We start from the raw sequence: 19,397 nt of genomic DNA, 5'->3' as shown, positions 1-19,397 counted from the left end.
AATGATCGCTGCGATTAGAAAGTGATTTTTATCTGAAGCAATTGCTCCAGATTTGCTTAAAAAAATTATTTAGTGAGTTGTTTTACGAAATACGCTGCCATTTTCTTTATCTTCAAAGGGTCCTGGTGAAGCAAAAAAGATTCATGCCAACCCGTCCAGGTACTGATAAAGTAATCTGCTAAAAGTTCCGGATCTTCTTCTTTAGAAATTTCCCCTGCGTCCATGGCCTTCGCGATATTGTTACGGATAAACTGATAGGCATAATCGCTATCTGCCTTCAGAATATCCTTGATCCTTTGATCATCAACTGCAGCCTCGAAAGCCGTTTTGATAGCCATACAACTATTCTCTCCGCTGATAATTACCGACACAGCATCGTCAATATATGTTTTTAATGTATTCAATGAAGAACCGCTATTCTTTTCCCGCGCCTGAAGATCGTTTTTTCTGATCTCGGTGTAATGATTAACACACTTCACAAAAAGCTCTTGTTTATCTCCAAGGGTATTATATAAACTGCTGCTATTGATTTTCATTGCTTCGGTGAGGTCGCGAAGTGAGGTACCATGATAGCCCTTTTCCCAAAAAACCTCCATAGCTTTTTGGATTGCTGCCGTTTCATCAAATTCTACGTTTCTCGCCATTATAATCTTTATACCCTGCAAACATATCACTAATCTGAAACACACGTTTCAGATTAGTGTCATTTATCATGTTTGTCCCTCCAAAAATTGTTTACTTAGTGCTTGCCGCTTCTTCGATTACATTCAATACTTCTTTGGCATTTGAAATCATCAATACATGTCCGGATGAGATTTCAGTTGTTTTTGCCTTCATTCTTTTCGCCATAAAACGTTCCAGGTCCGGAGCGATTGTTTTATCATTTTTGGCTACCACATACCAGCTGGGTTTAGTTTTCCAGGCGGGTGAACCACTTTTATCATCAAACACAGTATGGAAAGCGGGCGTTTGGGTAGCATAAACCAATACCTGTTGTTTCGGGTTCAGATCATTGGCAAATACAGATTTCACCCCTTCTTCAGAGATATATACAAAACCATTTGTTGGCGCAAGATATTTGGTAAGTTCGGTTTTGGGACCATTTGCCGATACAGCTAGAAGGGATTCTCCTAATTCCGGTCCATAGGCTGCCAGGTAAACCAATCCAACAACTTTAGGGTCGTTACCCGCCTGCGTAATCACAAAACCTCCCCAGGAATGACCCACCAGTAATACTTTACCTTTTACCTGGTCAATAGCCCTTTGGGTAGCGGCAACATCATCGGCCAATGACGTGATTGGATTTTGTACGGAAATTACCCGATAGCCTTTGGCCTGCAAGGCACTGATTTGATAAGAGAAGCTTGAACCATCAGCCCAAATGCCATGGACAAAAATGATGGTTGGTTTTTCGGTTTCAGGATTTTGAGCAAAGCTTGCTGCATTAGCCATTAATGCTAATAAAAAAAGTAAATAAAATTTAAATGTTTTCATGATTTGTATTTTGGTTAATAATGGGTTTACACTACCGTGTGTATCATTTTGTAATGGTACAGCGAATGTGAGGCTAATAACAAAGAAAAGCAGGTGATATAAATCACATTCAGAGCTGGTGCTGCTAAATGTGATTTACATCACTATGGATGAAGGGGGAATTTAATTTTCTGACGGGCTGATTTACCGATGATAAATATCTTTTTAAATTTGATTTGCTGTAATCCTTTCATCACTATCTTTAAAAATCTTATAAAAAAAAATTGAAGCATAAACCAACCGGAGTTTTCAAATATCCATTATCGCCTTTGGCTAAGGCGGGTTTGATAATTAAAAACATGTCAACTGAGCGGCATGTTGCTGAGCATGACCTTTCAAAGCCTCATCGGGACGATCATTATTTAATTATGGTGGCTATTGGAGGTGATTTTATCATTGATATAGATTTTGAGAAAAACGTGGTTACAGCGCCTGCCATATTGCTTATTAATCCGGGACAAATCCATCACATCATCTCCACGAACAAACCTGAAGGTTGGGCAATGAGTATAGACCCGGCATTGATCGATCTGGAGTTTCAATCGATTCTGGAAAAAGGTTTTAACCGGCCTTTAATTTTGGAGCCGGCATCTGCTTTTTACAATCATACCGTTGTTTTACTGGAGCAGATGGAAAAGATGCAGGCAGCCATCACAAATCCGTTTCAAATGCACATCAGTCACTCCATGCTGAATGCATTGGTTGGCCTGATTGCCGGAGAAGTTATGGCTGCTGATCCTGCTGGAAAAACAAAAGCCAATCGTGCAACTTTAATTGAGCAGGCTTTTACAGAACTGCTAAAAAAACATTATAAAGACTGGAAGCAACCGGCAAAATATGCTGCAGCACTGAACATATCTGTGGCACATTTGTACGATACCGTTAAAAGTATAACGGGCGATTCTGTATCAGCACAGATTCAGCAGTATGGCATGCTGGAAGCAAAACGATTGCTTTGTTTTACAAAATATACCGTAAGGGAAATAGCCTACCAGTTGGGTTATGAGGAGCCTGTTTATTTCGGAAAGCTGTTTAAAAAGATTACAGGATTTACACCTTTGCAATTCCGTCAAAAATACCACGATTAGGACTACATTTTCAAGGGTTCGTTCTATTTTATCCTGCATTTATCCACGTTCTTTGCGGTATAAATAAAGTAAAAAATGAATCAGGAAATAAACGTCCAATTGGTTTTGGATACCTTTAAACAGGCTGGAAAGGTCTTCCTTCAGGATTATAAAAAAAATACTATTCCAGCTAATAAAGAAACGTTTTTTCAACAACTTAACGAGATTGATGAACGTTGTATGTTGATTCTGGAAAATGGCTTAGCTCCCGGTTTTCCGGATATTCCATGGAATACAGTTGATGAATTTGATAACGACGGACAGAAACATCCATTGCCACTGCAGGCGTATTGGATTTGTGATGCTATGGATGGCGCCATTCAATATTTGCAACACATTCCGGGCTGGACCATTAACCTGGCTTTGGTTTGCAATGGAGAATTGTATTTCTCGGTGATATACGATCCATTAGCGGATGAGCTGTTTTGGGCAGAGAAAGGCAAAGGAGCCTATATGAATGGCACTCCAATCAAACCGCTGGTGAAAACAGATCCGGATATTATGCTTGCTGTTTTTGAATATGGACACGAAGAGCCCGCAAACCCGGTTCTTAGGGTGCAACAAGGCGCGGCGGTGACAGATTTACTCAATCGTTTTGGCGTGGTTAGAAATTACGGTCCGCATGGTTTACAACTGGCTTATGTTGGCGCCGGCCGGATAGATGTATTTCATCAATTGGGACTGGACACCTTCAACTGGCTGGCGGGTATTTTAATTGCACAGGAAGCTGGCGCGGATATCCTGAATGCCAATGGAGATAGCTGGAAATGGGGCGACGAAAGTTTGCTCGTTTCTGCTCCCGGTATTGCAAACAGATTGATCTCGGATAAATAATTCAACAAAAAAACATGAACATTACAATTATAGGCGCCTCAGCCGGTATAGGATTGGCGACGCTACAACAGGCTTTAGAGAAAGGCCATCACGTAACGGCTTTATCAACCCGAACAGAGAGTATTCCAGATCATCCGCATTTAACCAAAGTTAACGGAAGCGCTACTTCGGTAAATGACCTTACTAAGGTGATGAAAGGTGCAGATGGGGTAATGATGACCATTGGTACAAAGAATAAAAAACCAAATACGCTGTTTTCGGACACCGCCAGTGCGCTTGTAGAAGCTGGTAAAATATTGGATTTTAAGTCGCCAATTCTTGTGATAACGGGTTTTGGTGCCGGGGAGAGCAGCAAGTTTCTGAGCTTTTTTATGCGCACGGTCATCAGACTTTTTCTTAAGCATCAGTATATTGATAAGACCAGGATGGAAGAGATTATTGCAAAAAGCAACCTCAAATGGGAAATGGTTAGGCCTGGAAGGCTTACAAATGGTCCACTTACCGAAAAGTATAATGCCTTACCAGAGCTTGTTAAGGGAATGAAAGTTGGAAAGATTTCAAGAGCTGACGTTGCAGATTTTCTGTTACAGCAGGCAGAAGATCCGACGATGCTAAGGAGGTATCCGGCCTTGACTAGCTAAATCAAAATAGTTACGGAACGTAAAACTGTTTTGTTCAGCCATTCAAAAGAAAACGGGAATCATCACTAAGGACAATTCCCGTCTATCTAAATTAACGCTCTCGATATATAATACGCCGGAAAACTAGCTTTATTGTGTGACCCCTGATTTTTTTTGTTTTTTTTCTTTACCATCATTATTACTACCGGTTTACAGTATGCAGCATAGGTTTGGAGTTTAACGGGTAATTATGCCTTTTCAACGAGCCTTAATCCTCGTCTGCTGAATAGTGCTGAGCAAGTGTTTAGGTGTGCGCTAGATTTACATTAAGAAAATCAAAAACACTTAAATACATATCACATGGAAATTCAACAAACACCAGAAAACGCATTATCACATTCGGCAGTTACCGCGATCATTAATGCACCTATTGAAAAAGTAAACATTGCCGATTGGTTACTAAACCTTCCTGATGCAGAATATCAGCGCTGCTCTACCCAGCACATCGGGGCGGCGATTAGCAGTACTTATGACGGGCAGCCGGTTTCGTTAAATGTAGAAACCATTGGCGATGCCCTGATGGTGCAGCACTATGTGGCCGATGTAGCCCGTCCGGATTACTGCCGCATGCTCTCCATTTCAGATTCCATTACCAAAGGAGGCCGCACAAAGGTGCAGGTACTATGGGAACTTAAAGCCACAAAAATCGACGACAATACCACCCTGTACACCAACGAAATTCATGCTACAGCTACCCCTGAAATGTTGGAATACATAAAAGCACATGGATTAAACCTTAAGGATGCTGCAGCAGCACGCCAGGCCGCATCAGATGCACACAACCATGAGGAAACACCCAACTTCGCCAAAAGCATTGAGAACAAAGCACTCACTGGAAAATACAATCAACCATTTTAAATGATAAAGCGGGTAGGGTAACCCTATACTTTTTATCCCCTTCAAAGCTAAACCAAAACGAACCACAATTATGAACAATGCCACCTTAACACTTCAGCACTTCGAATCTCCTGCAAGAGAGATCATGACGATTAGTCACCACCAAACCTGGCTTGCCGGCAACACCATACAGAAGGATGATGCAGCAAGAAAATCAGCAGGATTTGCACGATACAATGATCACCTTAACAGGGCAGGATTGGGATTCTGGAGGTTCAGCTTTGCTGATCAGGTGGTTAAACTTTGTCCGGTATCGTGTTTAATGACACAGTTAAGGGGTACTGAAAGCCTCGCATCGTTACACAAAGTGCTTTATACAAGCAAAAAATCTGATCTTTTTCGCGAGATAAATGCCCTGGCCCAAACAGGAAATGGCTTTGAACAGGAGCTAAAACTGATGGATACCAATGGCGAATGGAAGTGGTTCAGGCTTACCGGAATTTTAGAACAGGCTACGGATGGCGAAAACGTGATCACCGGAACCCTATTGGATATTACAGCATTTAAACTTGAGGAAGCGAGAAAAACAGACCTGATGGATTTTCTTTGCCATGAGTTGAAATCACCGCTGAGTACCCTGAGGCTCTACATTCAGCTTACCAGTAGGAATATCAGAAACCGAATGCCTGACTGGCCTTCAGACGATATGGCCAAAGCCGACCAGCAGGTAACCCTCATGAATAACCTGGTAGATCAGTACCTGAATCTTTCCATCAGCCAAAACCATCCGACTGTACAAACGGAGTGCTTCGATGTGGTTGAACTGGTTTACCACACTGTATCGCAATTTGCAGCAGTAAATACCGATCATGTATTTAAGATTGATTTAAGCAATCAGTTACTGATTTCCGGTAATTGCACACAACTGGCACAAGTGATGAATAATATGATGAGTAATGCCGTAAAGTTTTCGCCTAGGCATAGTTTTATTAAGGTAAGCATCAAAAAAACCGGCAATAATATCGTGTTTTCGGTACTGGATCAAGGCATTGGGATTGACGCCGTTGATTTAAACCAGCTGTTTAGCAAGCGCTTCAGGGCGGGCCATAGCCGTACCGGGACTATTGAAGGCCACGGACTGGGTCTTTACCTTTCCAAAGGAATTGTGGAAGCACACGGCGGAAAGGTTTTTGTGGAAAGTGAACCTGGAAAAGGTTCCATATTCGGTTTCACCATCCCCCTTAAATGCACAAACTAATCTCAATATTCTTTTAATTCAGATCAACCATTCAACCTCATAAAATAAGTTATCATGCAAAAGCAGCAATTAAGTTTCAAATACGAATTAGAGAAAAAAGTTCCAAGACTGGCACCTGGCGGAATAACCAGAGGTGCTTCGGTAAATGATTTTCCGGCATCTGTTGGCCTTGCCGGGGTTTCTATGCGCCTGCAACCCGGCGGTATGCGCGAATTACACTGGCATGCCAATGCTGCTGAATGGGGCTATGTGCTTACCGGAAGTATGCGCAATACCCTGGTACACCCCGATGGCACCAGCTACATTGATAACTTCGAACCCGGGGATGTGTGGTATTTCCCCAGAGGATATGGACATGCCCTGGAAGCTACAGGAAACACAGAATGTCACTTTATCCTTATTTTTGATAATGGCAATTTCTCTGAAGACCACACTTTTAGTGTAACCGATTTTATTGCCCACACCCCTAAAGAGATTGTAGCCCAGAATTTAGGACTTACCCTGGAAGAGGTAGCGCTTTTACCAACTAAAGAGGCCTACTTTGCTTTGGGCGCAAACCCCGATGATAGTGCGGCAATTGCACAGCCACGGACCTACCCTGCATTAACAAGTACACACCGCTACCCTCTGCATGCTCAGGCCCCGCGCGTAATACCAGGCGCAGGCAAACAACGGCTGGTATCGCAAAATGAATTCCCGATCAGTAAAACCATCACCGGTTCGCTCTTGGAACTGGAGCCTGGAGCCTTAAGGGAAATGCATTGGCATCCCAATGCGGATGAGTGGCAATACTACATTTCAGGTAGTGCGGAAATGACGGTGTTCCTGGCAGAAGCCACAGCGGTTACAGAACAGTTCAGCGCAGGGGATGTAGGTTATGTACCAATGGGTGCCGGCCACTATATTAAAAACATAGGTACCGAAGTATGCAGGATATTAATCGGATTTAATTCGGGCAATTATGAGTCCATCGATTTGAGTGAATGGCTGGCTGCCAACCCCGATGATGTGCTGATCACTAATTTTGGAATCCCTGCAGAAGTGGTGAAAAAACTTCCGGGCAGGAAACTGTTTATTGCCCCTGCAACATCATAATGGCTTTGCTAAACTGAACAATGAGAGTGCTTTCTACCCGCACCATGAAACTGCCGGATGACCTGAAGCCAGGCACAAAAGACCCTCTGATGACCCTGAACCGACTGTTTAACAACTATTTATAAACAAAAAAAAGAGCACTATTACATGCTCTTTCAATTAGTAGCCCCGAGCAGAATCGAACTGCTATCTAAAGTTTAGGAAACTTCTATTCTATCCGTTGAACTACGGGGCCAATTTCTTTAAATTATCTCATTTGCATAGATATAATTTGATAATCAATTAATTAAATCTTTAAAAATTGCTTCGAGTGATCAATAAACATTAAATTAATTTCGCAAATATAATAAAACTTTTGGCCTTGGAGTAGTTATTTCAAATGTAGGCAGGGCTGTAGACATATCCAAGGAGGTTTTACTCTTAAAAGAGTCAGAATTATAATGACGGAATATCCCGCCTCAGCGCCAACACAAAAACTCGAAAAGGATCTAAACTTTGATTCATCCCAATTCTAGACAAATTATCACTCAGTTTAACCAGACAATTCATAGAGCCAACACCTCGGTAATTGATACAGGCGTATTAGTAATAGATTTTGACGGATGGAAAAAACTTATGAACTCTTCATACAATCAACAGGTTCTTGCTAAACTAAATAAAGTTTATAATATAATAACTTCAAATAATCAGCAAAAAATATATCTTAGAATTGAGAAAAATTTATGATACGGAATATATTAATTTTACTGACTATTTATATGAGTATTATGAGTTCTGCAGCAGGCCAAACTGATCAAAAAGATTTGATTATTAATTACTCAAAATTTATTTCTACAAATACTTTTGAAAATGCATCTCGAATTGAAAAAATTTATGTATATAATGAGTCTATATTGATTTTTCCAGTTATAAAAGGGATGGATATGCCTACAAATGGCATTAAGGTAGAGATACCCAAATGGATAGGTACTTGTAAAAATTTGAAAGAATTTTACCTGGTTGGTTTATTCATTTCGAATCTCGATAGTAATATTTTAAAGCTGGAAAGTTTAGAAAAACTTAAGTTTTCAATACACAAAAATTCAAATGTCGAGAAAATAATTTCTGATCTTGCGAAATTTGAATATCTAAAAGTTTTGGATCTATCGGATTCTATTATAGACAAAAAAAAATTAGCAAAATTTGAAATTGGTTTACCTAAAGTTAAAATCATTGACTCAGGTTTTTTTTAAATAGTACACTGTGTTTTTGACGTTCACTAATTTGTGTTTCGAAAAACAAGGAAAAGTAATTATTCTAAAAATAGAAAGTTATTGACCACCCACCAAAATAATGAACAAGTATAATTAGCATTCGAACTATGTCATTTAATGAAATCAGGTATCAGGAATTTTCTGCTATTGACTTTACAGAAATTTATATTAAACAACATCCAGAGGTATTAAAATTAGAGCATATTGTAATTTCCAACGCAAATTGGACAATTTATCCGCCAGATAATAAAATGCCGCCAAATGCTGTTTTTTATTCATTGCCAAAGGCCATAAAGGAGTTTAAATGGCTCAAAACATTATCATTGAAGGGGGTATTTCTTATTGAACTACCAACAGAGTTACAAGAGCTATCAGATTTAAAGCATTTGAGCATTCAATTAGCAGAAAAATCCGATATTAAAGGTATTTGCACAACACTTATTAAAGTAGAAAAACTCGAAACCCTCAATCTAACTGGGTCAATCATCTCAGATGAAATATACCACAAAATTAAACAGGAACTACCTAATGTCAAGTTAAGTGATGTGATTAGAAATATGCGAAATAAAGTAAATAAAAACAATTAACACCAAACTGATTTGCGAGTATTTGATTGTATGAACTAAAATCGTACACTAATGAGAGGAATAGACGGATAAAAATAAGGGGAGCCTGAACTCCCCTCGAGTGCGCAAATATATAAAATTATCTATTGTTTCAAACTAAATCTCACCCTTCTACCTGATCACGCTACCTTCCGGAAATTGATCAACCGGCGAAACGAAAGTCAGTTTACCTTCAGCATTTTCGGCCATTAAAATCATTCCCTGAGATAAGATCCCTTTGATTTCACGTGGTGCCAGGTTCACGATCATGCTCACCTGCTTACCAATAATGTCTTCAGGTTTGTAATGCTCCGCGATTCCGGAAACAACCGTTCTTTCATCAAGACCGGTATTCACCGTAAGCTTAAGCAGCTTCTTGGTTTTCTCTACTTTCTCGGCAGCAATAATGGTAGCCACGCGGATATCCATCGCAGAGAAATCATCGAAGTTGATATTTTCTTTAGCAGGGGTAGCACTTGCATTGTTCGCTGCATTACTGGCTTTACTTTGGTTGAGTTTCTCTATCTGGAAGTCGATTTCAGCATCTTCAATTTTCTCAAACAACAGGGTAGCTTCACCAATGTCATGTCCGCGTTTTAGCAAACTGATAGAACCCGCATCATCCCAATCGTGACCACCGTTTTTCAGCATTTTCATTAACTTATCTGCAGTAAATGGCAGGAAGGGTTCAATCAAAATCTGGATGTTCGCGGCAATCTGTAGCGCAACGTGTAAGATGGTACGGACCCGGTCTTCATCGGTTTTGATCAGTTTCCAGGGCTCTGTTTCAGCCAGGTACTTGTTACCTAAACGGGCAACATTCATCACTTCCGAAAGCGCTTCTCTAAAACGGTACTGCTCTATAGAAGCCGATATCTTGGCAGGATAACCTGCTAATTCATCAATTACAGCCTGATCTACAGGGGTAATTTCCATACAGGTAGGCACTGAGCCACCAAAATACTTATGGGTAAGCACCACCACGCGGTTTACAAAGTTTCCGAGTATAGCTACCAGCTCATTGTTATTGCGGGCCTGGAAATCTTTCCAGGTAAAGTCATTGTCTTTGGTTTCAGGAGCCGTAGCCGTAAGCACATAACGTAAAACATCCTGTTTGCCTTCAAACTCACGCAGGTATTCATTTAACCAGACCGCCCAGTTCTTGGATGTCGATATTTTTTGACCTTCAAGATTCAGGAACTCATTTGCCGGAACATTATCTGCAAGGGTATACTCACCATGTGCCATCAACATTGCCGGGAAAATGATACAGTGGAATACGATATTATCTTTACCGATAAAATGAACCAATTTGGTCTCATCGCTTTTCCAGTATTCTTCCCAGCCGCATTTGTCAGAATCAAAATTGCTGATATAATACTCTTCAGCCATTGGATTCCAAACATCAAGCTTGGCATAGTTACAAAGCTCTTTGGTAGCTGAAATGTAGCCAATAGGGGCATCAAACCAAACGTAAAGGACTTTTCCTTCCGCATCGCGAAGCGGAACACGTACGCCCCAGTCTAAATCTCTGGTCATGGCGCGTGGCTGTAAGCCTGCATTTAACCAGCTTTGGCATTGGCCGTAAACATTCGGGCGCCACTCTTTATGGCTTTCGATGTAAGTTCTTAAACGCTCTTCATATCGGTCGAGCGGTAAAAACCAGTTTTTAGTTTCTTTTAGAATCGGCTGATCACCGGATAAAGTGGACTTAGGATTAATTAAGTCTGTTGCATTTAGCGTTGATCCGCAGTTTTCACACTGATCGCCATAGGCATTTTCATTTCCACATTTTGGACAAGTACCGGTGATATAACGATCGGCCAGGAATTGCTTCGCCGTAGGATCATAATATTGTTCAGTGATTTCTTCTGTGAATACGCCTTTATCGTAAAGTGTTTTGAAGAATTCTGCAGCAGTTTGATGATGCGTTTGAGAAGAAGTACGGTGGTAGATATCGAATGATACACCGAACTCCTTGAACGAATCACCAATGATTTTATGATATTTATCTACAACCTCCTGCGGCGTAATGCCTTCTCTTTTCGCTTTCAGCGTAATCGGCACCCCATTCTCGTCAGATCCACAGATGAACTTAACATCGCGTTTATTGGAGCGCAGGTAGCGGGCATAAATATCTGCAGGAATATACACTCCGGCAAGGTGACCAATATGTACAGGCCCATTGGTATAGGGAAGCGCTGCAGTAACGGTATATCTTTTTATTTTACTATTATCCAAAACAATTTTTATTATTTTGGCAAAGATAAGTGTTTTGAAGATGATAAAGCAGCCCCCGTATTTAAAAAAAGGAGATAAGATCGGCCTCGTTTGTCCGGCGAAGAAATTACCCAAATCCATTGATACCGCAATTGCAGTTTTAGAAAGCTGGGGACTGGAAGTGGTGATCGGAAAAAGCGTTTATGCCAGTCACCACCAGTTTGCCGGAACCGATGAGCTAAGGACCCGCGACATTCAGCAGTTTCTTGACGATACCAGCATCAGGGCCATTATTTCAGGGCGCGGAGGTTATGGAAGTATCCGGATTATCGATGAGCTGGATTTTACGGTATTTAAACAACACCCGAAGTGGTTTGTAGGCTTTAGCGACATCACCGTAATACTTTCGCACATCATTGCGCAAACACAAACCCAGTGCCTGCATGCACAAATGCCATATACCTTTGAGGAGTCGACACCTTCGGCGATTGAATCTTTAAGGGCATCGCTGTTTGGCGAGCCGCAGGAATACAGCTATACCAGCACTTTCAAAAGCAGGGCAGGAGTGGCTGAAGGCATTTTAATTGGGGGTAATCTTACCCTCCTGGTTACCATGCAGGGTTCAGTTTCGGAAATGGATTTCGACAATAAAATTCTCTTTTTGGAGGATGTTGGCGAGCAGGAGTATGCCATAGACCGCATGATGCGCATGTTGAAACGCGCAGGGAAACTCGCCAAATTAAAAGGATTGATTATCGGCGCTTTCAATGAGATAGCTGAAGAGAAAATATCTTTTGGACAAACGGCCGAAGAGGTGATATGGGACGTGGTGAACGAATACGACTATCCGGTTTGCTTCAACTTCCCGACGGGGCATATAGAAAACAACCTGAGCATGGCACTGGGCGCTAACGTTGCCTTAACGGTTGAAAACAAGAACGTTCACTTTAAATATTTATAACATGGCAATTCTGGATACTTTAGGAAAGTACCGCAACACAGGCTTATTACTGCTCCGTTTAGGAATCGGGGTAATGTTCATCATCCATGGTTTCCCTAAACTGGCTGGCGGTCCTCATGGCTGGACGGGCTTGGGTGGAAGCATGAAAGTGGTGGGGATTAATTTTCTTCCTGTTTTCTGGGGCTTTATGGCCGCAGCGACTGAAACCTTCGGGGGATTTTTATTGATTGTGGGATTGTTTTTCCGCCCTGCCTGTATTTTACTGGTTTTCACAATGATAGTGGCAGCGCTGGTACATTTCGGAAAAGGAGATGGCTTGCAAGGTGCGAGCCATGCAATAGAATCGGGTATTTTGTTTCTGAGTTTGATTTTTATCGGCCCAGGGAAATACAGTGTGGATAAGAAGTAAGGCAATTTTGTCAGACTAAAAAAAAGGCGATTTGAAAGATTCAAATCGCCTTTTTTATTAATTATCTGTCATCAATTTATTGAGAGATAATTCATCTGATGAAATTGGCCAGATGTAACCACTTTCCGTTGGTCCTTTTGAAGGAGCGCTTCCTTTTGCCGGGATGGTTAATAATAATCTCGTTAAATCAGGTGCACGTAAGCCCTCACCTAAAAATTCGATTCTTCTTTCCAACAATAGTGCGTCGGTAAAATCTGCTACGGATGTTGGTACAAGTGTAGTTGTTGCATCCGAACGCTGACGAACAGCATTGAGTAACAATAGTGCTTGCGGATCAATTGTATTGGTGCTACGAACCCTTGCTTCAGCTAAATTCAATAGGACTTCCGCCCATCTGATTACAGGAACATAATCTGTATAAGGACTTGCTGTGGTGTATTTGGCAACAAATTGCTTTGATGCCGATGAGGTGAAGATCAAAGCTCTTCTTTTATCAGCAGCTTTCCAGGCCGTATTTGCGATAATGCCCGTAGGATTTAATGAAAATTCGGTTGTTCCGGCTACCGATCCTGTCCAGTAAAAATAAGATGAAAGGGAATTCTGAGTACCAGGGTAATCAAGCGGACTCGCCGAAGAAGTCATTGGTAAGGAGAATACAGATTCAGCAGTGGTATAAGGTGCTTTGAATACCGAGGCAATATCTGATACCAGATCATTAGCCACATTCACCTTTGCCTTAAAAGGAGCAACTGCCGGTACCAGCTTATTGGCTTCAGTAATTACTTCAGCCCATTTACCCATTGTGAGATAAACCCTGGTTTTTAATGCAATTGCAGTGTTTTTATGGGCTCTGGTAGTATTCAATAACGCTGTGGCATTGGTTGATGGCAGATTTGCTTCTGCGTAATTTAAATCAGAAAGAATCTGTGTATAAACCTGATCAACAGTACTTCGTGCCAGATCAGATGAACCCGGACCGGTAATTCCAGTTAAACGAAGTGGCAAACCTGGCTTACTTCCGTTTCCATCAGCATATGGCCTGGCAAAGAGCTGTAATAAACTGTAGTAAGATAAGGCTCTTATCAATCTGGCTTCGGCAGTATATTTTGCCCCGGTAGCTTCTCCTACAACAGAATTTCCTTTCGAGGTCATCCCGTCAATAAAAACATTACACCTATTGATAGTAAGATAAGCCTGAGACCACAGTCCTTTAACTGAAGTTGCACTATTAGCCAGGTTCATGCTCCAAACATCTGAAGCAGTAACTAAATTCCCGGTTTCATTGATAAAGTCTTCACTTCTGATGCTTCCGTAAACCAAATAACGACCACCATAAAAAGCACCATTCTTTAACGAGCCATATAATGAATTGGCCTGGCTCTCAATACGGAACTGCGTATCGAAAGCATTTTCTGCAGCTACAGATGTTTTAAGTGACGGATCGAGCAACTCTCTTTTGCAAGAGCTGGTAAACACGACTGCCGAACACAAAATAGCTATATATAAATTTCTTTTGTTCATGATTAATTCCTTTATATTTTAAAAGCCTAAACTAAGTCCCATAGTATATGTTCTGGCGTTTGGACCTGAGTTGCGGTCTGAACCTTGTCCGGATGCGCTTGATCCATTGGATGACACTTCAGGATCTGGTCCGGGATATTTAGTGATAATGGCAAGGTTTTGTCCGGCTACGTAAACGCGTAAACGGTTTATTCCTGATTTACCGAATGCAGTTGAAGGAATGGTATAGCCTAAACTTAAGTTTCTAAGCTTAACGAAATCTCCCTTGAAAACATTTATATCCAATGGAATGGTATTACCATAGGAAACGTTATCCGTATAGATGGCTCTTGGGAAATCGGTTACGTCACCTGGTTTTTGCCAACGGTTCAATACATCGACAGCATTGTTCCAGTATCTTTGATCATGTAAACCTGCATTTGTTCCGTAAGAAACCCAGAAACCTAACTGATAAGTCAACATCACGTTAAGATCGAAGTTTTTATAACGGAAGGTATTATCAAAACCACCATAAAACTTAGGCGCAGTGTTGTGATACATTTCTGCATCAGCTCCTTGCGTTATTGGTGGTGCGGTTGCGCCATTATCTAAATAAGTCCATTGTGACGCACCTGTAGGTACAATATGCTGATAAGTTACAGCGCGCCCTGCTTTATTGATGAAGATCCTTCTACCAGTAGCCGGATCAACTCCGCCGGTACGCACAACATATAAGTAACCTACTGAATAACCCGGGATACTGCGGTTAACATTTTCCCCTGTAGTGGTTGATCCTGTAGGCGTAACAATCTCCGTTAAACCTGGAGCCAGAGCTGTAACTTCATTTTTATTGTATGAAATATTGAAGTTACTATTCCATGAGAAATCATTCGATTTAAGTGGTGTTGCATTCACGTTAAACTCAAAACCTTTATTATACATCGAGCCAACGTTGGTAGCAACCGTAGAGGGAACTCCTGTGGATGGCGATTGGGAAACGTTCAGAATTAAACCGTCGATGTTGTTTTTGTAATAATCGATCTCAAATTCAATACGACCTTTTAGAATTCCGAAATTGATACCAATATCAGTTTTCTTACTGGTTTCCCAGGTAAGCTCTTTGTTCCCTGCTGCACTGTAGATTGACGAAGCTACACCACCATACAAGGCAGATCCATAAGTAGAAAAGGTGGCATAATCTCCAATTCCGGAAATATTACCTACTTTTCCATAGCTACCTTTCAATTTGAAACTGCTAAATACTTTGTCTAAACCAGCGTCGCTCCAGAAATTTTCTTTCGTAATTTCCCATCCTGCTGAAGCTCCCCAAAAAGTTCCTTTTTTGATACCTAGAGCAGAATACTCGTCTTGTCTTAAATTGCCACTCAAAAAGTATTTTCCGTTATAGTTATAGTTTAATCGCCCGAAATACGACAACAGATAATTTTCACCGTAAGCGGCACCTGTTGAGTTATTTAGCGTAAAGCCGGCCTGAACTACATCGTAAGCAGGATCGGTTAAGCCCTGGCGATCGATCCCATAGCCTGTAACCGTATTGCGTTGCTGCTCTTGTCCAACTAACAGATTAAAGTTATGGTTGGAAACAGCATAATCAGCTTGTGCAGTATTGGTCCATGTCCAGTTTTTTCTTTTTCTAAAAGCACCGATGGCCTCACCGCTTACACCTTGTCCTGGTCCGTGAACCGGGTTGTAAAAGATATCATTGTCGCTATTGATATAATCAATACCATACATGGATTTTAGATTTAACCATTTAAATGGGGTTAATTGCAAATAGGCATTTGACTGAAGATGGTCAAGCTCGTTATTTTCCCTATTTAAAGATAATACCTGAGCAAAGTTGTAAAATCCTACCTGGTTACCGGTTACAATGTTATTCATCGGGCCTACGAAGGTTGCACCTAAGTTGAAACTACCATCATTGTTGTACGGTGAAACGTTTGGCGAATTTACCAGTGCAGTTCTGGCTATCCCTGAAGTACCATAAGCTTCGCCATTCAACGAACCTGATGATATAGCAGCCAGGTTTTTCTCATTTGAATAAGATAATTTACCACCGATGGTAATAAACTTATTCAACTTGCTGTCTATATTAAACAAACCATTTAATCGCTTGAAATCATTTTTTTGATATATACCTTGTTGATTGGTATAACCAAAGCCCATGTAGTACTTCGTATTATCAGTACCGCCTGAAACATTAACATTGTGATTTTGTGACACGCCTGTGCGATATGCATAATCATACCAGTTGGTATTGATAGGCTGCCCGTCAGGACCATTGGTTAGCGCGAATTTCTGTACCTGGGTAACACCATTCAGCGTAACATTCATACTATTGGCGCGGATGGCTACAGCATTGGCAATTGCTTCATTTTTATAATCTGTATACTGGAAAGCATCAAGTAGTTTTGGTAAACGATACGCTTCCGACCATCCAACATAAAAATCGTAATTTACTTTTGGAGCACCTGTTTTACCCCGTTTAGTAGTAACGAACACTACTCCGTTTGCTGCACGGCTACCGTAGATGGCTGTTGAAGCAGCATCTTTAGCAATATCAATACTCTCAATATCATTTGGGTTGATACTTGCAAGTGGATTTGCTGCAGAGGCTGTTAAACCCTGATCGCCTGTTGTAGCAACAATTCCATCGATAACAAACAGCGGTTGGGAACTCAATGAGATGGAATTTGTTCCCCTGATCCTGAATACCGGCGGGGTATTTAACACACCCGCGGGAACTGTAATTTGAACACCCGATGCCCTACCTGCTAAACCTGCCTCCAAACTTTGGATTGGCTTCTGGGCTATGGCGGCGCCGCTAACAGATGCGGTACTTCCAGTAGTTTCGCCTCTTTTTTGAGTACCGTATCCTACCACAACAACATCTGTTAATGTTTGTGAATCATTTTCTAAAGATACGTTAAGCGTGTTTGAAGAGCCAATGGTTCGGGTAATGGTTGTAAATCCAATAGATGAAAATTCAAGTGATGTTACGCTGGCTGCAATCTTAACGGAGAATTTACCATCTGCGCCGGTTGTGGTTCCACCGGCTGCTCCTTTAGTTTTGACAGTTACTCCAGGAAGTGGCATCCCATCTTCCTTCGCGGTAACAGTACCTGTGATTGTTCTTTGCTGAGCCATTGCAGTACCTGCGACAAACAGCAGCATGAACAAACTCTGTAAAAGTTTTTTCATAAAATTTAGTTTAGATTAATTGATTATTTTTCTAATATAGAATTTAGGAACCTGTAATGCAAATATTACAAACAAAAATAAAAACTATTAATTTAAAGGATTTAAATAAAATGAATAATAAAAATGATGAAAACAGGCTTTAGAACGGAATTTTTTAAAATTAAATAAAAGATTTACGACTATTAAGTGCCAATTTCTATTAAAATAGTTACTATTATGTTAAAATAGTATTAAAAGTATTTTATTAAGGAATATAAAATATTAGCTACAGCGTGGTGAAAAACAAAAAAAGGGGCATATTTTCATATGCCCCTTCAAAAAAAGTGTTTATCCGTTATGGATTCTGTCCACCTGGCCCAATTGCAGGGTTAGTATCTATTTCTGATTGAGGAATAGCCCACTGCCATTCTGGTCCGCCTGCTGGTACAGACAATACTCCGGAAAGCGCAACTGTGTGGTTACTACCCGTTCTATCCAAAGGTAAATTTTGACGTTTTAAATCAAAAAATCTAAATCCTTCACCCCATAAATCAATTCTGCGTTGAATTAAAATTTCATTTAATAATGCCGTTCCAACATTCGTGGTAAGTACATAATTAGGGTTACGGTTTTTTGCGAATGTAAATAACACAGCCTGAGCTGCAGCTGTTTCAGTTGCCGTTCCTGCTATTGCCAAACGGGCTCTCGCTTCAGCCTCAATTAAATACATCTCACCTACACGCATGTTAACCACATCTCCAACACTGGTTGATCCCGCATTTCTGAACTTGCCTTGTTTATAACTCGCTGATGAGCCTGAAACAACGCCCGCAGGAAGATTATAGGCGATGAAAGTAGTAGAATTCCCTGCCGGATCCCATAATGCTTTACGAACATCACTTGTAGCAATTTGGTTGTACAGCGCAGAGTTCATTCGTTTAGGAACAGTTCTATTTGCTGTTGAGTTGAAAGTACCTAAGTAAGCAAAAAACGAATAGAAATACGTTGTTTGATCTTCTTGCTGTCTGCTGCCCCACATCCACTCCTGATTGTCATAGTTGTTGAATCCGCCTAGATATTCAGCATTGGTCATCAAATTTAAACCAGTTCTCGCTTCCAATGCATTTTGAGCTGCAATAGCCCATTTACCTTGCGTTAATGCTACCCTGGCTTTTATACCTTTTGTTACATTAATATTGAAGTGTGATTTATTAGGTCTTGCCGTTGCACCAGAAAAAGTAGAGATGGCTAAATCCAGATCAGCATTAATCTGAGTATAAACGGCTTCAACTGATGCTCTTGGAGTACCTGGTTTACTGTCAACTACCGATGTATTCATAATTGGAACACCTGCCTGGGTGTTATTCCCTGCAGCATCATAACGTTTACCAAAAACCTGAACCAATACAAAATGTGCCCAGGCCCTGTAAGTTAATGCTTCGGCCTTGATCATTTTACGGTCTGCCGCTGGTCCTTCTGCATTATCGATATTATCAATGATTAGGTTTGCATTGGCAATGATTCTATAGTAAAAAGTATAGATAAATGAGTTGTTTGCATTTGCAGCACTTCTATGGGTTACCCATTTGTGTACACCATATGCGGTAGTACTTACTGTATTCACAATATCATCGCCCATATAATCAATATTAAGGTTAACCGCACCCTGTCCGCCTTCCTCTTGTCTTGAATATTGAATATATAATGATCTGTTAATGCCGTTTAATGCTGCCAGCGCATTAGTTGTTGTTTTAAAAGCCTCGGATTTATCAACCGCATCAGTAGGAGTGGTAGATAAATAGTCTTTTTTACATGCCCCAATAGTTAGCGTAAGCGCTATTAAAGGCAAAATAATTTTATTTCTTGTTTTCATGATTTTTACTT

16 protein-coding genes and 1 tRNA gene are annotated in these 19,397 nt (G+C 40.8%); 10 read left to right on the top strand and 7 right to left on the bottom strand.

The genetic code is table 11. The annotated features are described in order from the left end of the window. Positions 1–65 precede the first annotated feature (65 nt). Complete coding sequence (locus tag AB669_RS13180; RefSeq protein ID WP_047799782.1) at positions 66–644, bottom strand: TetR/AcrR family transcriptional regulator; 579 nt, start codon at positions 642–644, stop codon at positions 66–68. A 91-nt stretch (positions 645–735) separates the two neighbouring features. Continuing rightward, positions 736–1,494: an alpha/beta hydrolase gene (locus tag AB669_RS13175; protein WP_082120672.1), complete on the bottom strand. Its 759-nt coding sequence runs from the start codon at positions 1,492–1,494 to the stop codon at positions 736–738. Positions 1,495–1,832: 338 nt separating this feature from the next. Here AB669_RS13175 and AB669_RS13170 point away from each other — a divergent pair, with 338 nt between their 5' ends. The 6 genes from AB669_RS13170 (at position 1,833) to AB669_RS13145 (ending at position 7,364) form a co-directional block, all read left to right on the top strand. After that, entirely contained in the window at positions 1,833–2,621 is a 789-nt protein-coding gene (locus AB669_RS13170; RefSeq protein WP_047799781.1) for an AraC family transcriptional regulator, read from the top strand. 75 nt (positions 2,622–2,696) lie between these two features. Beyond that, a complete protein-coding gene (locus AB669_RS13165; protein WP_047799780.1) occupies positions 2,697–3,494 on the top strand; it encodes an inositol monophosphatase family protein in 798 nt (265 codons plus the stop codon). 14 nt (positions 3,495–3,508) lie between these two features. Continuing rightward, positions 3,509–4,135: an NAD(P)-dependent oxidoreductase gene (locus AB669_RS13160; protein ID WP_047799779.1), complete on the top strand. Its 627-nt coding sequence runs from the start codon at positions 3,509–3,511 to the stop codon at positions 4,133–4,135. 339 nt (positions 4,136–4,474) lie between these two features. After that, positions 4,475–5,032 carry a hypothetical protein gene (locus tag AB669_RS13155; protein WP_047799778.1) on the top strand — a complete coding sequence of 186 codons (558 nt, stop codon included), beginning with the start codon at positions 4,475–4,477 and terminating at the stop codon, positions 5,030–5,032. Between the two features lie 70 nt (positions 5,033–5,102). Further along, positions 5,103–6,269 carry a HAMP domain-containing sensor histidine kinase gene (locus tag AB669_RS13150; protein ID WP_047799777.1) on the top strand — a complete coding sequence of 389 codons (1,167 nt, stop codon included), beginning with the start codon at positions 5,103–5,105 and terminating at the stop codon, positions 6,267–6,269. A 54-nt stretch (positions 6,270–6,323) separates the two neighbouring features. Further along, on the top strand, positions 6,324–7,364 hold the full coding sequence (locus tag AB669_RS13145; protein WP_047799776.1) for a cupin domain-containing protein: 1,041 nt from the start codon (positions 6,324–6,326) through the stop codon (positions 7,362–7,364). Positions 7,365–7,527: 163 nt separating this feature from the next. Here AB669_RS13145 and AB669_RS13140 read toward each other — a convergent pair. Then, positions 7,528–7,599: transfer RNA gene (locus tag AB669_RS13140), tRNA-Arg, on the bottom strand. 532 nt (positions 7,600–8,131) lie between these two features. Between AB669_RS13140 and AB669_RS13135 the strand changes: the two genes are divergently transcribed. Together AB669_RS13135 and AB669_RS13130 are read left to right on the top strand one after the other, a co-directional pair. Next, entirely contained in the window at positions 8,132–8,596 is a 465-nt protein-coding gene (locus AB669_RS13135; RefSeq protein WP_047799775.1) for a hypothetical protein, read from the top strand. Positions 8,597–8,724: 128 nt separating this feature from the next. Next, positions 8,725–9,204: a hypothetical protein gene (locus tag AB669_RS13130; protein ID WP_047799774.1), complete on the top strand. Its 480-nt coding sequence runs from the start codon at positions 8,725–8,727 to the stop codon at positions 9,202–9,204. 150 nt (positions 9,205–9,354) lie between these two features. Here the strand turns inward: AB669_RS13130 and metG are convergent, their stop codons facing one another. Then, positions 9,355–11,463 carry a methionine--tRNA ligase gene (gene metG / locus AB669_RS13125; RefSeq protein ID WP_156166740.1) on the bottom strand — a complete coding sequence of 703 codons (2,109 nt, stop codon included), beginning with the start codon at positions 11,461–11,463 and terminating at the stop codon, positions 9,355–9,357. A gap of 40 nt (positions 11,464–11,503) precedes the next feature. On the opposite strand from metG, the gene AB669_RS13120 reads away from it, so the two are divergent. Together AB669_RS13120 and AB669_RS13115 are read left to right on the top strand one after the other, a co-directional pair. Further along, on the top strand, positions 11,504–12,403 hold the full coding sequence (locus tag AB669_RS13120; RefSeq protein ID WP_047799773.1) for an LD-carboxypeptidase: 900 nt from the start codon (positions 11,504–11,506) through the stop codon (positions 12,401–12,403). A 1-nt stretch (position 12,404) separates the two neighbouring features. Beyond that, a complete protein-coding gene (locus tag AB669_RS13115) occupies positions 12,405–12,812 on the top strand; it encodes a DoxX family protein (RefSeq protein ID WP_047799772.1) in 408 nt (135 codons plus the stop codon). Positions 12,813–12,869: 57 nt separating this feature from the next. On the opposite strand, the gene AB669_RS13110 is transcribed toward AB669_RS13115, so the two are convergent. The 3 genes from AB669_RS13110 to AB669_RS13100 form a co-directional block, all read right to left on the bottom strand. Then, positions 12,870–14,333, bottom strand: a complete 1,464-nt coding sequence (locus tag AB669_RS13110; protein ID WP_047799771.1) for a RagB/SusD family nutrient uptake outer membrane protein — start codon at positions 14,331–14,333, stop codon at positions 12,870–12,872. A gap of 18 nt (positions 14,334–14,351) precedes the next feature. Continuing rightward, a complete protein-coding gene (locus AB669_RS13105) occupies positions 14,352–17,534 on the bottom strand; it encodes a SusC/RagA family TonB-linked outer membrane protein (RefSeq protein WP_047799770.1) in 3,183 nt (1,060 codons plus the stop codon). Between the two features lie 334 nt (positions 17,535–17,868). After that, complete coding sequence (locus tag AB669_RS13100; RefSeq protein WP_047799769.1) at positions 17,869–19,386, bottom strand: RagB/SusD family nutrient uptake outer membrane protein; 1,518 nt, start codon at positions 19,384–19,386, stop codon at positions 17,869–17,871. Positions 19,387–19,397 lie beyond the last annotated feature (11 nt).

The sequence above is a fragment of the Pedobacter sp. BMA genome, assembly GCF_001027745.1.
GTDB lineage: Bacteria > Bacteroidota > Bacteroidia > Sphingobacteriales > Sphingobacteriaceae > Pedobacter.
This window is presented reverse-complemented; position numbering and strand designations above follow the sequence as displayed.

Coding starts and splice junctions, on each gene's coding strand:
- AB669_RS13180 (WP_047799782.1), bottom strand. CDS start 644: ATGGCGAGAAACGTAGAATTTGATGAAACGGCAGCAATCCAAAAAGCT.
- AB669_RS13175 (WP_082120672.1), bottom strand. CDS start 1,494: ATGAAAACATTTAAATTTTATTTACTTTTTTTATTAGCATTAATGGCT.
- AB669_RS13170 (WP_047799781.1), top strand. CDS start 1,833: ATGTCAACTGAGCGGCATGTTGCTGAGCATGACCTTTCAAAGCCTCAT.
- AB669_RS13165 (WP_047799780.1), top strand. CDS start 2,697: ATGAATCAGGAAATAAACGTCCAATTGGTTTTGGATACCTTTAAACAG.
- AB669_RS13160 (WP_047799779.1), top strand. CDS start 3,509: ATGAACATTACAATTATAGGCGCCTCAGCCGGTATAGGATTGGCGACG.
- AB669_RS13155 (WP_047799778.1), top strand. CDS start 4,475: ATGGAAATTCAACAAACACCAGAAAACGCATTATCACATTCGGCAGTT.
- AB669_RS13150 (WP_047799777.1), top strand. CDS start 5,103: ATGAACAATGCCACCTTAACACTTCAGCACTTCGAATCTCCTGCAAGA.
- AB669_RS13145 (WP_047799776.1), top strand. CDS start 6,324: ATGCAAAAGCAGCAATTAAGTTTCAAATACGAATTAGAGAAAAAAGTT.
- AB669_RS13135 (WP_047799775.1), top strand. CDS start 8,132: ATGAGTTCTGCAGCAGGCCAAACTGATCAAAAAGATTTGATTATTAAT.
- AB669_RS13130 (WP_047799774.1), top strand. CDS start 8,725: ATGTCATTTAATGAAATCAGGTATCAGGAATTTTCTGCTATTGACTTT.
- AB669_RS13120 (WP_047799773.1), top strand. CDS start 11,504: ATGATAAAGCAGCCCCCGTATTTAAAAAAAGGAGATAAGATCGGCCTC.
- AB669_RS13115 (WP_047799772.1), top strand. CDS start 12,405: ATGGCAATTCTGGATACTTTAGGAAAGTACCGCAACACAGGCTTATTA.
- AB669_RS13110 (WP_047799771.1), bottom strand. CDS start 14,333: ATGAACAAAAGAAATTTATATATAGCTATTTTGTGTTCGGCAGTCGTG.
- AB669_RS13105 (WP_047799770.1), bottom strand. CDS start 17,534: ATGAAAAAACTTTTACAGAGTTTGTTCATGCTGCTGTTTGTCGCAGGT.
- AB669_RS13100 (WP_047799769.1), bottom strand. CDS start 19,386: ATGAAAACAAGAAATAAAATTATTTTGCCTTTAATAGCGCTTACGCTA.